This is a genomic window from Streptomyces albus subsp. chlorinus (assembly GCF_013302895.1).
In the GTDB taxonomy this organism is placed as follows: domain Bacteria; phylum Actinomycetota; class Actinomycetes; order Streptomycetales; family Streptomycetaceae; genus Streptomyces; species Streptomyces chlorinus.
The window spans coordinates 3,120,284-3,133,592 of sequence record NZ_VJOK01000001.1 but is presented as its reverse complement, the minus strand read 5'-3'; the positions used below and the strand labels follow the sequence as shown (position 1 = coordinate 3,133,592).

The 13,309-nt window shown below is 68.8% G+C and carries 10 protein-coding genes; 5 read left to right on the top strand and 5 right to left on the bottom strand.

Annotated elements, in window-relative coordinates; all coding sequences use genetic code 11:
* Positions 1-95 precede the first annotated feature (95 nt).
* The 3 genes from FM076_RS13965 to FM076_RS13955 all read right to left on the bottom strand — a co-directional run bounded on the left by FM076_RS13965 (position 96) and on the right by FM076_RS13955 (position 2,395).
* Positions 96-491, bottom strand: coding sequence for a VOC family protein (locus FM076_RS13965; RefSeq protein WP_173870777.1), 396 nt, complete (start codon positions 489-491; stop codon positions 96-98).
* A gap of 178 nt (positions 492-669) precedes the next feature.
* Positions 670-1,074, bottom strand: coding sequence for a VOC family protein (locus FM076_RS13960; protein ID WP_173870775.1), 405 nt, complete (start codon positions 1,072-1,074; stop codon positions 670-672).
* Between the two features lie 715 nt (positions 1,075-1,789).
* Positions 1,790-2,395: a flavoprotein gene (locus FM076_RS13955; RefSeq protein ID WP_173870773.1), complete on the bottom strand. Its 606-nt coding sequence runs from the start codon at positions 2,393-2,395 to the stop codon at positions 1,790-1,792.
* A 200-nt stretch (positions 2,396-2,595) separates the two neighbouring features.
* Between FM076_RS13955 and FM076_RS13950 the strand changes: the two genes are divergently transcribed.
* The gene (locus tag FM076_RS13950; protein WP_173870771.1) at positions 2,596-3,972 is read left to right on the top strand and encodes a helix-turn-helix domain-containing protein; all 1,377 of its coding nucleotides are present in this window, start codon (positions 2,596-2,598) and stop codon (positions 3,970-3,972) included.
* A gap of 298 nt (positions 3,973-4,270) precedes the next feature.
* Entirely contained in the window at positions 4,271-4,690 is a 420-nt protein-coding gene (locus FM076_RS13945; protein ID WP_173870769.1) for a hypothetical protein, read from the top strand.
* Positions 4,691-4,793: 103 nt separating this feature from the next.
* On the opposite strand, the gene FM076_RS13940 is transcribed toward FM076_RS13945, so the two are convergent.
* Positions 4,794-6,269, bottom strand: coding sequence for an MFS transporter (locus tag FM076_RS13940; RefSeq protein WP_202034917.1), 1,476 nt, complete (start codon positions 6,267-6,269; stop codon positions 4,794-4,796).
* A gap of 168 nt (positions 6,270-6,437) precedes the next feature.
* Between FM076_RS13940 and FM076_RS13935 the strand changes: the two genes are divergently transcribed.
* The 3 genes from FM076_RS13935 (at position 6,438) to FM076_RS13925 (ending at position 11,328) form a co-directional block, all read left to right on the top strand.
* Entirely contained in the window at positions 6,438-7,265 is an 828-nt protein-coding gene (locus tag FM076_RS13935; RefSeq protein WP_173870766.1) for an ArsR/SmtB family transcription factor, read from the top strand.
* 268 nt (positions 7,266-7,533) lie between these two features.
* Complete coding sequence (locus tag FM076_RS13930; RefSeq protein WP_173870764.1) at positions 7,534-8,688, top strand: hypothetical protein; 1,155 nt, start codon at positions 7,534-7,536, stop codon at positions 8,686-8,688.
* A 1,086-nt stretch (positions 8,689-9,774) separates the two neighbouring features.
* The gene (locus tag FM076_RS13925) at positions 9,775-11,328 is read left to right on the top strand and encodes a hypothetical protein (RefSeq protein ID WP_173870762.1); all 1,554 of its coding nucleotides are present in this window, start codon (positions 9,775-9,777) and stop codon (positions 11,326-11,328) included.
* Between the two features lie 375 nt (positions 11,329-11,703).
* Here FM076_RS13925 and FM076_RS13920 read toward each other — a convergent pair whose 3' ends face one another.
* Positions 11,704-12,720, bottom strand: coding sequence for a Shedu anti-phage system protein SduA domain-containing protein (locus FM076_RS13920; RefSeq protein ID WP_173870760.1), 1,017 nt, complete (start codon positions 12,718-12,720; stop codon positions 11,704-11,706).
* Positions 12,721-13,309 lie beyond the last annotated feature (589 nt).

Genomic DNA, 13,309 nt, shown 5'->3' with positions numbered 1-13,309 from the left:
CACCGGATCGCCGCTTCACCGGATCGCCGCTTCACCGGACCGCTGCCTCGCGGGACTGACGGGTGCCCGCCCCGGGCCCCCGCGGCTTCCGGGCGTCAGCCGGTCCGGCCCTCGGCGCCGTAGTGGCGGGTGATGATCTCCAGGACGTGGCCGTCCGGGTCGAGCCAGTACACGCCCCGGCCGCCGTCGTTGTGGTTGATCTGACCGGGCCGCGTGCGTCCCGGGTCCGCGTAGTACGCCAGACCGGCGGCCTTGATCCGGCCGAAGATCGCGTCGAACTCCTCCTCGGACACCAGGAACGCGTAGTGCTGCGGAACGACGGGTTCCGCACCCGCGTCGGCGAAGTCCAGGGCCACGTCGTTGGCGGTGACGACCGGGAGGAACGGCCCGAACTGGGGCTGCACCTCGAGGTCCAGCAGCTCCGCGAGGAACTGGGCGGACCGCTTCTTGTCGCGGGCGCGCACGATGGTGTGGTTGAGCTGGACCGGCATGGCCGCCTCCTCTTTCACGCTTCGTACCGGGTCGGTCACCGAGATCAACGACCGGGAGCCGGGCGGAATTTCACCTTCCGGCTCGGTACTTCGGCGTACGTCTGTCGTCGGAGGCAGTGCAGCGCGCCGGCGGGCCCGTCGCGGACCGCGGGACCGCGGGACCCGCCCGGCACGGCCGTCAGCCCTCGAGGGCCGTCGGGTCCATCCACATGACCTCCCAGATGTGACCGTCCGGGTCGGTGAAGGAACGGCCGTACATCGGGCCGTCCGCCTGGGGCTCGCCGTGAGCCTCGGCGCCGGCGTCGAGCGCGCGCTCCACCAGCTCGTCCACCTCCTCGCGGCTCTCGGCGGACAGAGCGACCAGCACCTCGCTGGTACGCGCGGTGTCGGGGATCTCCCGCCGGGAGAAGGAGCGGAAGAACGGCTCGACGAGCAGCATCACGCGGATGTCCTCACCGACGACCATGCAGGTGGCGTTCTCGTCGGTGAACCGGGGGTCGAAGGAGAAACCGCACTTGGTGAAGAAGTCGATGCTGCGGTTCAGGTCCTTGACCGGCAGGTTGACGAAGATCTTCCGGGACATGGCTGCCTCTTCTCTCGGGTTCTCACGTGTTCACTCAGGTTCTTCACGGGCGCCGCCCCTGGGGCGGTGAAGCTTCACACAGAGACAGACCGGCCGACGCGGCGGAACTCATCGCGCGGGCGGAAGAAAACCGGAAGAAAACCAGAAGAAACCCGGAAGTGCAGCGGAAGAAAGAGCGGCCTTCGCCGGACGGTGCGCCCAGACACGTCCTCGTCCGACCCCGGCCGGTCAGCCGTCGGCTCCCGCCATTGTCAGTTCCGCCACCCTCCGCCAGTTCCGCCACCCTCCGCCAGTTCCGCCAGTTCCGCCAGTTCCGCCAGCTCCGCCAGCTCCGGCGGCTCGGACGGCTCGCGTTCCCGTGGGCGCTCCCGCGCGCATCCCCGAGCGCGCTCCCGCAGGCGCCGGCCAGTTGCGTCGCCAGTACGTGCGCGCCGGCGATCCCGAGGGAGGCGTCTTGGCCCGCGCCAGCAGGGAGACGGCCAACAGGCGTCGCCGAGCAGCACCGTCCGGCCCGTGCTCGGCGGTGCACGACTGTCTGCGCCACGCAGTCGGTCGTGGGAGACCTCCTTCGAGGAACCCACGCGCAGCCCGCAGTCGCCTCGCATGCGGCCCGCAAACCGCAGCCCGTGAGCACCGGACAGAGTCACCCCCCATCGGGACAACGGAAAGGACCCGGCGAGATCCGCCGCGGCGGGCTTCCGCGGTCGCGTCCGGTTCAGTTCGTGACTTCTCCCGGACGGTGCCCGGCCGGCTCGGCTCCCTCGGCCCACCCGGACCCCTCTCCCCCTTCGGCCTCTCCTGCGGCCCGCAGTGCCAAGTCCCAGGGGAACGCGCCCGGGCGGCCCTCACCGGGAGGGTTCGGCACGAAACCGCCCTCCCCGTACAGGACTCGTACGCCCGCCCCGCGCAGCACGTCGAGGGAGCGGGCGAACTGAGGGTGCCGGGCGTAGGCCGCGTTCACGCACGGCATGGTCACCAGGGGGATGCTTTTGCCGATCGCCTCGGCGGCGAAACCCACCACGAACTTGTCCGTGATTCCTAGCGCCCACTGGTTGACGGTGTTGAACGTCGCGGGCGCCACCAGGGCCACCGTCGCGGGCGGCCACACATCGGGCCCGCCGGGGAGCTTGTAGCGGGAGCGCACGGGGTGTCCCGTCCGGCGCTCCAGGGCGGGCAGGCGGTCCTCCAGCCAGAGCGCCGCCGTGGGGGTGAGCCCCAGGCACACGTCCCAGCCGGCGCGTTGGGCGTCCTCGACGACATCGGCCACCCGGAGAACGGGAGGTGCCGCGCAGGCGAGCAGGTACAGGACGGGTGAGGGCATAGTCGCATCCCACCACGAATGCCTGCGGTTTCGCCCTCTGCCGGGCCCTCTGCCGTCTCCTCTGCGCGCATCTCCCACAACGCGCCCCCCGGCGCAACTCAACTGAACACGATCGGGTGGAACCTCCGGCTGAAAAGCACCTACTTGCCACAACGTGCGTACCGTGCCGGGTCATCGCAGGGAGCGGAACGGAGACGCTGATGCGCGGGCCGAAGGAAGAACACGCGGGCGTCCGTATCGCCCACCAACGCAAGCTGGCAGGGCTGACCCAGCGCGGACTGGCGGCGAGACTCCCCTACTCCTACAGCCTGTTGCGCCAGGTCGAGGAGGGCCGCAAGAACGCCTCGCCCGACCTGATCTCCGCGGTGGCGCGGCTGCTGCGGATCGACGTGACGGTGCTGACCGGGCAGCCGTACGTCAACGAGCTCCAGCAGGACAAGCTCGCCGCACTCATCCGTCCCATCCGCGAGTCGCTGGACCTCTACGACCTGGAGGACGGTCTGGAGGGCCGCCCGGTGAGCGATCCGGGTGACCGCCGGGGAACCGGTACGGGAACCGACCTGGACAGCTGTCCGGGCAGCGGCCCCGCAGGTGGCCCTGCGGGCGGCGCGCGGGACGGGACGGGAGGCGGACCGGCGGGCCGGCTGACGGGCGGACGGGGTGAGCTTCGGGGCGGCGGCGCGACGGAGCGGGAACGCACCCCCGCCGAACTCGCCGCCCAGGCCGACGACCTGTGCCGGATGGTGCGCGCCACCCAGCTGAGCAAGGCCGCCCACGTGCTGCCCTCCTTCATCGCGGAGGTCACCACAGCCGCCCACCGCACGCCCAGTACCGAGCTGTGGCAGACACTGGGCTCGGCGTACCGCACGGCGCACGACATCGCCACCAAGCTCGGCTTCTACGATCTGGCCACCATCGCCCTCGACCGGCTGGGCTGGGCCGCGGAGCGCGGTTCGGACCCCCTGCTCGCGGCCGTACGCCAGTACATGCGCGCCCTCGCGTACTTCCGCGAGGGTGAGCACACCATCGGTCTGCGCCTCATCGAAGCGGGTCACAAGGCGGTCTCCCGTACGGACGCCGATGCCCGGGAGGCGCGGGAGACCCTCGCCGTCCGGGGGCAGTTGCACCTGGGAGCGAGCGTCATCGCCGCCCGTGCGCACGACGCCGACGCGGTGGCGGCCCACCTGCGCGAGGCCGCCCTCTACGCCGGACGCACCGGAGAGGCGGGCCGTGTCCACTGGCTCAGCTTCGGACCGGCCAATGTGGCGGTGCACGAGGTGTCCGCACAGGTGGAGATGCGGCGGTACGGGGCGGCGCTGGAGCGGTCCCGCACGGTCCGCCTCCCCAACGGGTGGCCGATGTCGCGGCGTGCGCACTTCTATGTGGACCGCGCCCGCGCGGAGATGGAGACGGGACGCTGCGACGCCGCCCTGGAGTCGGTGATGGCGGCCCGCAAACTGGCGCCGGAACAGACCCGTTACCACCCCGGCGCCCGCGAGACCATCAACGGCCTGGTCGCCCAGCGCCGCCGCACCCCCGACACGCTCGACAACCTGGCGGCATGGCTCGGCCTGTGAGCATGGTGCCGGGGCAACGGGGCAACGGGGCAACGGGGCAACGGGGCAACGGGGCAATGCGGTAGGCGGGAGCGGGACTTTCGCGGTGATGTGGTGCGGGGCATTGGGCAAGTGACTACACTGTGCGAGCAAAGTGTCACTCAGTGGTGACACTTTGCCACTTGCCTCGTAGGCAAGCTGAGCGGGTCACAACCTGAGGCGCCGACGGTGCGGTGGTTGTCGGCGCCTCGGGAGCCGACGAAGCCACCGACGGCGACGCTTAAGACGCATACGAGGCGCAAGACGCACAGGAGAAGCCGTGACCGTATGGTGGCCGCTGCCGAAGGGCCTGGATGCCGTGCTGTTACCCGCGGGGGAGTGGTGGGACGCCGTACGGGTCCCCGCCTACCTCGGCGAGGGTGTACTGGCCCGGATCGGCGCCTTGTCAGGAGCCGTCATCCGCGATCCGTACGGCAGCCGCCTCTACTGGCTCATCGAGCCGGGCAGCGCCAACGAGTGGTCGTTCGACGAGTTCACCGCCGTCCAGGTGCTGGGCACCGCGAACTGGGTGACCGTACCGCCCAGGAACCGTCTGCACCCGCCCGGCCCCCACTGGGCCGTCCCCTGCTCCCCGGCGGCCTCCCTCACACCCGCGGCGTGCCTCCACGCGGCGCTCCAGGCGACGATCCACCACACCCTCGGCCCCCGCCACGGCTCGACTCCCCGGAGCCGCGGATGACGGCGCACCCGGCCCGCCGCGTACCCCCCGCCCGCCGGGGGCCACTGGCCGACCGGGGACCGCTGGCCGGCCAGGCGGCGTCAGCGCGCCAGGCGCCGTGGCCTCATTCCCGTCTCGGCACGCGCCGAAATTCCTGTTCCGGCACGTGCCGAGAGGCGGCGCTGTCCTGCCCGGGGGACGTCTCCCCGGGGAACGTTTCCCGTGCCGCCTCACGGCCCCGTGGCACCGTCACGGCGGTGAGCGCGAGGACGGCGGCCCACAGCACGGCTCCCAGCAGCCCGAGATGACGCAGCGCAGCGGTGAAGGCCGCCGGGTCGTCCGGCGACCCGGCGACAGCGCCGAAGACGGCGATGCCGAGGGCCGTACCCGTCTGCCGGGCGGCGTTGTTGACGCCGCCGGCCAGCCCCGAGCGGTCGTCGGGCACGGCGGCGACGGCGGCGGTGACCACAGCGGCCGTGAACAGCCCGGCCCCGGTACCGAGTCCGGCCAGTCCGGGTGTCAGGACGGCGATGCCGCTGTCGGCCCGTACGAAGAGCAGGGCAGCACACCCGCAGGCGGCGGCGCAGGCACCGGCGACCATGGGAACGCGCGGCCCGTAGCGGGCGGTGAGCCGTCCCGCGACAGGTGCGAGGAGGGCGAGCGGGATGAACAGCGGCAACAGTGCCACGCCGGCGGCGAGCGGGGAGCGGTGCTGCACGGACTGCAGGTACAGCGTCGTCACGAAGAGCGTTCCGTTGGCGACGGCGTTCATCACCAGGGCGGCGATGTTCGGCCCCGCGAAGGCGGGACGGCGCAGCAGAGGGAGCGGCAGTACGGGGGCGGGCGCACACCGCTGGGCCCGCGAGAGACCGGCCCCGGCCACTACGGCGACCGCGAGCGCGCACGCGCCCACGGCGCGCGGCCCGTGGTGCCCGGCGTCGATCACGGCGAAGACGACCGCGGCCGGCAGCAGGGCGGTGCCGGCCGTCCCCAGCCAGTCGGTCCGGTTCCCGGCCCGCCCTCCGCGGCCGGGCACCAGCCGTGCCACAGCGACCAGTGCAGCGGCCACGACGGGCAGGTTGACCCAGAACACCATCCGCCAGCCCACGGTCCCGACCAGCGCGCCGCCGAGCAGCGGTCCGGCGGGCAGCGCCAGCGACGAGACGCCCGCCCAGACACCCAGCGCGCGGGCGCGGGCCGCCGGGTCGGTGAAGGTGTCCGTGATCACCGCGAGGCTGCCGGGCAGCAGCAGCGCGGCCCCCGTGCCCTGGACGGCCCGTGCGGCCACCAGGACCTCGGAGCCGGGCGCGAGGGCGCACCCGGCGGAGGCGAGACCGAACAGCGCGAGCCCGGCCAGGACGACCCGTCGGTGTCCCACCCGGTCGCCGATCGCGCCCGCACCCAGCAGGAGGCCCGCGATGGCCACCGCGTAGGCGTCGACCACCCACTGCACCGTCCCTGTGCCCGCACCCGTTCCGGGTCCCGGCGTCGTCCCGGACGACGCCGCACCGAGGGAACGCCCGATCGACGGGAGCGCGACATTGACGACGGTGACATCGAGCAGCACCAGGAACATGCCCGTGCACATCACCCCCAGCACCCACCGGTCCCTCGTCCGGGTCCGGACAGGGGCTGGGGCAGACGAAGAGGAAGGAGGGGCGGAGTGGCCACCCGAACGGTTGGGAAAACGAGCCGAGGTCATGGCTCCCCACCCTCACCCGCGAACGTTTCCACGCGGCCCGAAGTGTCCCCGACCCAGACTGGAGCCATGACGACAACCGGCACCCATCCCACCCCGTCCGCTCCACAACAGCAGCGCGGCGGCGAGGCGGACCCGGCGACAGCGGCGTCCCTCTTCGCGGACCCCGCCCGCGCCCGGGTCCTGATGGCCCTGGTCGACGGCAGGGCCCTGCCCGCCTCGGTGCTGGCCGACGAGGCAGGTGTCTCGGCGCCGGCTGCCAGTGCGCACCTGGCCAAGCTGCGGGACGGCGGCCTGGTCACCATGGAGAAGTCGGGCAGGCACCGCTACTACCGGCTCTCCGGACCCCAGGTCGCCACGGCACTGGAGGCGCTCACCGCCCTCTCGCCTCCCCGGCCGGTCCGCTCCCTGCGCGCCCACACCCGTGCGGCCGCCCTGCGCCGGGCACGCAGCTGCTACGACCACCTCGCGGGCGACCTCGGCGTCCAGATGACCGCCGCCCTGGTCACCGCCGAAGCCCTCCTTCCCACCGACGGCATCCCCGACACCCGCCGCCGCCCCCGCGACCCCCTCTCCGCCCAGCTCCGCGACCACCCCTACGCACTGGGCCCCCGGGCCGAAGAGGTCTTCACGGCCCTCGGTGTCGACCTCGCGGGAACCACCCGCCCCTCCAGCCCGACCCGGCGCCCCCTGCTGCGCTTCTGCCTGGACTGGACGGAACAGCGCCATCATCTGGCGGGGCGCCTGGGCGCGGCCCTCCTGACCGCCTTGCTGACCCGCTCCTGGCTCACCCCCGGACCCCGCCCCCGTACGCTCATCCTCACCGCCGAGGGGCATCACCACCTGCCCGACATCCTTCCGCTGTCCCCCGAGGAGCTGGCCTCCACAAACACCTAGCCCTCCAGGCCCAAAAGCAGTACCTCTTTCGCTTGAAGCCGGTGGCCACGACCGTGGAGTCGCCGGAACGGCCGCAAAACTCGGCTGCATGAGTGAGGACAGCGCAAAAGGGCCGGAAGAACGCGAGGAAAGTGCCGACTCCGCGAAGCCCGCGGGTTCTGAACCGGCGGAATCCGAACCGGCGGGACCTGAACCGGCGGGATCCGCGAAACCGGTGGGATCCGCGAAACCCGCGGGTTCCGCGGAATCCGCGAAATCGGCGGAGTTCGTGAAGCACGGCCGGTCGGCGACGCCCGCGGAGTCTGCGCACTCCGCGGGCGCGGCACGGAACACAGGCACCACCACGGAGAACGGCGCCGCGCCGAAGACCGCGTCCTGTTCGGCGGCGGAACACGGTTCATGGGAACTCCGCCAGGTCCTCATCGCGCGGACGAACGAACTCCAGGCCCTTCTCGAAGACCGGGTGCGCACCCACGGAAAAGAGCGGAAAGACCTGCTGGAGAAGGCGAAAGGAGAGCTGAGAAGCGCCCGCGACGTGCTGTCCCATGAGCACGGCCGAAGGAAGTCCGCCGCGCACATCGCGGTGGGCCAGATCCACGTGGACACCGCGCACAATCTCCTGCTGCGCCTTTCCGGACCGGAAGAGATCACCGCGATGATGCCGGGGGTGCTGGCATCGGTGAGAGAGGCGCTGCACGTCGAGGACCCCCGGCGGGTGGCCGTCGAGCGCATCGCCAGGTCCCCCGCGGACATCACGGACGCCGAACGGGAATCCATCCTGGACGCCGTGAGCGTGGCCCGGCAGGTCCGCATCCAAAAGACGCTCCGGGTCCGCAGTTTCGTCACCATCGTGCGCTGGGTCGCGGGCGGCCTGGCGACGGCGGCGGTTCTTGTGGCGGTTTTCGGATGGTTCTTCGACGACACCGTCCCGCTGTGCTTCTCCCCCGACCGGGCCTCGGGCGCCGCCGAATACCACGTCGTCTGCCCTACGGGTTCCGAACCGGAGGCGAAGGCGAAGAACATCGATGCGAGCCTCGCGGCAACAACCGCGCCCGCCGACTATGTGGTGATCGAATTCGTCGGGCTGGTGGCCGCGGGAATCGCCGCCGCGGCGACGATCCGACGCATCGGTGGAACCGCGGAACCCTACAACGTCCCGTTCTCCCTCGCCCTGTTGAAACTCCCCTTGGGCGCACTGACCGCCGTCCTCGGTCTCCTCCTCATGCGCGGCGGCTTCGTACCCGGCCTGACCGCATTGGACTCCTCGGCCCAGATCATTTCCTGGGCGATCATCTTCGGCTACGCGCAGCAGATCTTCACCCGGCTCGTCGACACCCAGGCCCAGAACGTCCTGTCCGCCGCCGCGAACACCTCCACCACGACCCCCCGGCCCGCCCCCAAACCACGCCCCCGTACGGAGTGACCGCCCGGGGGCTCATTCATTTCTGGCGCTCAGACAGCGCGGGCCGTGCGTTCGCCAACCACCGAGGTCCGCACCAACAGCCGTCCCCGTCGCGGTCACCCGCGGACGGCACAGTGCGGTGCGGTCACGTCTTGTCGCCCTTCCACCCCTCGCCACGCTTGGGCTCCATCTTCCGCCACCCTGCAGCCTCCCTTGCCCGCGGACCGCACCGACCCGGAAGTGGGAAGCGGCAGGGGCAGCGTCTGCCCGAGGAAGGTGGCGAGGTCGTCGAAGACAGTGAGGGCACCGACGATGCCGCAGACGCCGCGCAGGAGGCGGGCCGAGAAAGCGTGGGCGAGTCCCTTGAGAGGCATGGGGCGCCCTGGTCGATAGTGCTGCGCCTGCGAAGGCCCTCCCGTCCGACGGACGGAAGGGCCCCATGCCAGGTATGTCCCTGTGCCCCCGGCAGGATTCGAACCTGCGACACCCGCTTTAGGAGATTTCCTGGGGTGGGGCTGTGACCTGCCGAAACGTTGGCTGTGGGGTGTCTGGCCTGGGGAAACACCCCTCCGTAGTTCTCACGTGTTCATGGGGTTTCCCGTCCCCATGTGTGCTGAATCCGTTTCGGCGAAACGAGGTGTAGCCGGTACGGCAGAGCTCCGCCATGCCGCCTTCGGTGGAGTACGGGCCGGTATGGTGGATCATCATGCAGTGGACCGGGCCCAGGCGCCTTGGCGGGTACGCCGGTTGCAGTGCCCGACGACGCGGACGCCGGACCTTTTCAGGACGGCGAGGAACTGGTCGGCGGACAGTGGCTGGGCCACGGTGGGGCGCTTTCTCCCCCACGCCTCCACCAGCTTCAACTACGTAAAGAGCCAACTGGCGGTCTCTTGCTGAGTAGATTCCGAATGTCCGTCCAGCGCCGATGGCCGGTGGAGGGTCACCTGGGGCGGGGGACCTAGCGCATGTGGAGCTGGCAATCTGCTGGTGTCGTACTGCTTGGTGTACGAGGATCACATGCGGACCCAAGACCGTGGTCTGCGCTCGGGGCGTCCAGGTATCTGACCGATGCCATTCCGAGAGTCTCGGATGGCGAGGGGGAGAGAGATGAAACCGGTGGAAGAGCTTCTGGAGGAGATTTCCAGAAAGAGGTCCGCACTGCGGCTACACCGTGCATGGAGTGCAGGAGCGGGACGCATCTACGCGCTACTGCGGAAGGCGGCCGAGTTCAGGGCCAGGGAGATAGATTCCGGGATACAGACTGATGTTCCCTGGGAAACCCTCTTCGAGTTCGTGATTGAGTGGCATCACCAGTTTCCGCTTGGTGATGGTGACTGTGATGAGGAGGCGGCTTTCGAAGTGCTCACCTCCGCCATCGAGTTCTCACGGTGGGAGCAGATAGAACACAGTATCCGCATGGGAGGTTACTCGGTTAGGCGCAGAGGCAGGGATCTTCGAGTTCGCCACGCCTGGGATGTGGCCCTTGAGGCAGCCGACATGTATCTGGAATCACGAGCGCGTCCCAGAGGACTACCACCGTTCTCCGAGGTGGAACGGAGGTGGGCCGGGGCTCGCCCCGTCGAGTCGCGCGAGGGGCCGCCGTTCGAGGTTTTGAAGGCGTCCGCAGACCGGGCAATGGTGTCTATTGATGCCTGGAGGAAGTCTGCGCCGGAAGGATATTTGCCCGATCCCTTCGCCCTCGGCAACGGACTCACTATAAGGGAAGCCACGGTTCTCCTGGCCGGCATCATGGGGCTTGCCGACCTCTGTGAACTTGCGGCTCGCTCTGCCGCGAGACTGGAGAGCACGCTTGCTCATCTGGATCGGCAAGTGATGGTCGATGCCTTGGGCCAGCTGTGCCCCGAAGTTCCGACCGCGCATATCGACGACCTGCTGGAGCGGTTGACCTATCGGGTGGGCCGTTCGGCCCGGACCGCGCCCCTCGTCGAGAGTGGAGAAAGGATCATCCTTTGTCCTCCTCTCATCACTTCGAGGGCGGTTGATGTCATTGCGCTGAGAACGGCGGCTCAAGATGCGAGTCGGTTCGGTCGGGTGGGTCACACCCTGGGGAAACGGGCAAAAGAGTGGGAGGACTGGTTTGCCGCGATTCCGGGGGTATCAGCACGGAGCGGTGTGAAGGTGCTGCGTGCTGATGGAAAACGCGCGGGAGACCTGGACGTCATAGCTGTCGACACCAAGAATAAGCTTGGAATCTGCCTCGAAATCAAGTGGCCCATCGACGGTGTCACGCGGCGGGAAGTAGGTAAAGTGGAGAGCTGGGTCACCTCTGCCGCAGACCAGTTGGGGAGGGTGCGTGGCGAACTGGAGTCAGGGACTGCCGTGGCTGAGCTGCCGGGCGGATGGCCCCAGCTAAGTGAGATTGAGATGACCTGGGGCGTGGGCACACCCCAGCAGCTCTGTCTGCGGCCGATTTCCGTGCAGGGCATCTACCCGACCTCGTTGCGCTATCTAATCGAGTCCGGAGACCCGCCGTCGCTTCGCAGCGTTGTGGAGATGCTCAAGCGTCCGGATCTGCCGAAGCGGGGCCTGCACTATTCCGAGGAGGCGTTCACCTTGAGGATGGGACACTATGCCGTCGTCGTTGACAGAGTCGGACTCAGGCAGTTCGGATGGCGCCCGAGATTTCCTAACCTCGTATGACGCATACGTCATACGAGTGCCTTTCCTTTCACAGAGTGGTCACTTGGTGCACGTGACTCGCGGCTTCGCCGGGTAAGTCTGCCCGACCCTCTGCGCCCGCCCGTATCCTGGAGGGGGCCATGAGAGCCGTCTCCGAGTGCTTGGAACAGGTGGAGAGGGCCCGTTCCGCGTCCGACATTGAGGGCAGTCGGAGTGAGGCCGAATCCTTGCCAGGCAGTGCTACACCCTGCCGCAGGGCGCTGTTCTGCCTGATTAGCACCCTGCGGCTTCGTACCCCATCCAGCTCGCGACGCTGTGCCGGATCTCCGGTCACGCATCGCGCACGCACGTGAGGCCGGTCCAGAGTTCAGGCTCTTACGACACAGGGGCAGCCCTCTATCCGTCTGAGGCCGTTAGATTGATTGTCCGCTGCGCGTTCTCGATTAGGCGGCCGTATGTAGTGACGCTCAAGCGCGTCAGGTACGAGTTGAAGGTACGAATGGTTTCGTCGATCTCTTGGGGCGATGCACCTGTAGTCACGAATCCGCTGTGCCCGATCACTACCGTCATCGACGCGCGTCGGCAATCGATACCCAAGTCCACTAGGATCTGTGGGCGCTTCTCGTCCAGCTCGCGTAGGTAGTTCATTGCCTGCCCGACCGCTTTGTTGATCTCTGTGCCAACAATCAGATGGTTCCGCTGGCCGGTGACCAGTCGCGTGATGTTGGCCTTCTTGAGTTCGACGCCGTGCAGGGTGCCGTCTGGCCGGAGCAGAGCCAGGTCCAGCTGGTCTCGCAGGGTGATGTTGCGGCGGACCGTGCCTGGCAGGAACTCGCCCCCGAAGATCCAGGTCATCCGCTCGACGAGTCTCTGCAGGTCGCCTTCGCTGCTTTCGGGGTCCGCGACTGCGGCGCGTAGCTCATTCAGATCAGCCTGCCATCTTGCGCGTTGAACCAAAGTCGCGAGCAGCTGAGCCTCGTCGAGCTCAACGAGGGACGTGGCGGTTGCTGGCTCGCTTTCCAGAACGGTAAGCAGCTTGCGGATGGCGGTCGCGGCTGGCTGGTTACCGACAGGTTGCAGCCGAAGGCTCATGCGAGAGGCATTCTGGAACGGGTCTACCTCGTCCGTTGGCATCGACACGCCGTTCAGCTGGCGAAGCCGGAATAGCGGTGCTCGAGTGTCCACTACGTGTGGCCGACGAGCGTAGGAGGGCCGGATATTCCGTTTGCCGGTATCCACCCAGTGCTCCACCGGTGATTCGGGTTCAATCGCGAATTCACCGAGATAGAGACTCTCGCTGCGGTGCGCGACGAAGACCCTCAGCGGGACACCGCGCCGCCTGTGCGCGAGCGCGGCCAGGTTGTCGTCCGAGATGGTATCTGTCCACTGCGACTGTCCGGGAGCAAGCAGCACAGGGCCATCCCACCGAGGGGCAAGTTCGCCTGTGGCGGAGCGATCGAGGAAGAGTAATGCGTTGGGAGTCCTTGCACTGGAACCGACAGTGAGTCGTGGACTGCCTCCGTAAACATCGTGCAGTTCGCTCCGTTTGACGACGGCCCCGGGTGGGATGCTCCAACCTGTGGGCATGTCATCCGGTTCGTGTATCTCCTCCATGAGTTGAATCAAATCTCTCCATCGCTTGGCGGCCAGATTGAGTGCTACCAACTGGCGCCCCTTAGTCGCTGACCGCGCCCGCTTCACTACGTGATCAAGGCCCGAAGTCCGGAGTATCGAGGCCGAGACAGGGGCGGCGAACGAGAGCTTGCCGAAGTACAGATGCACTCTCACGTGAGGGGGAGCCGATCTCTCGTCGTCCCTCTCTATGAGCCGCGCGAGCGGCCAACCAAGCGTGTCGGACTCCACAGGGATAGTGCTGGTGATTTCTCCCAGCGCCACTACACCGCCGCCTCGGCCCCTCCGCCACAGTAGGACTGCGTCGCCCTCCTCAACATCGAGGCTGGTGACGGTTGAAAGCGACGAATCCCAGCCCCCGGCCGACTGG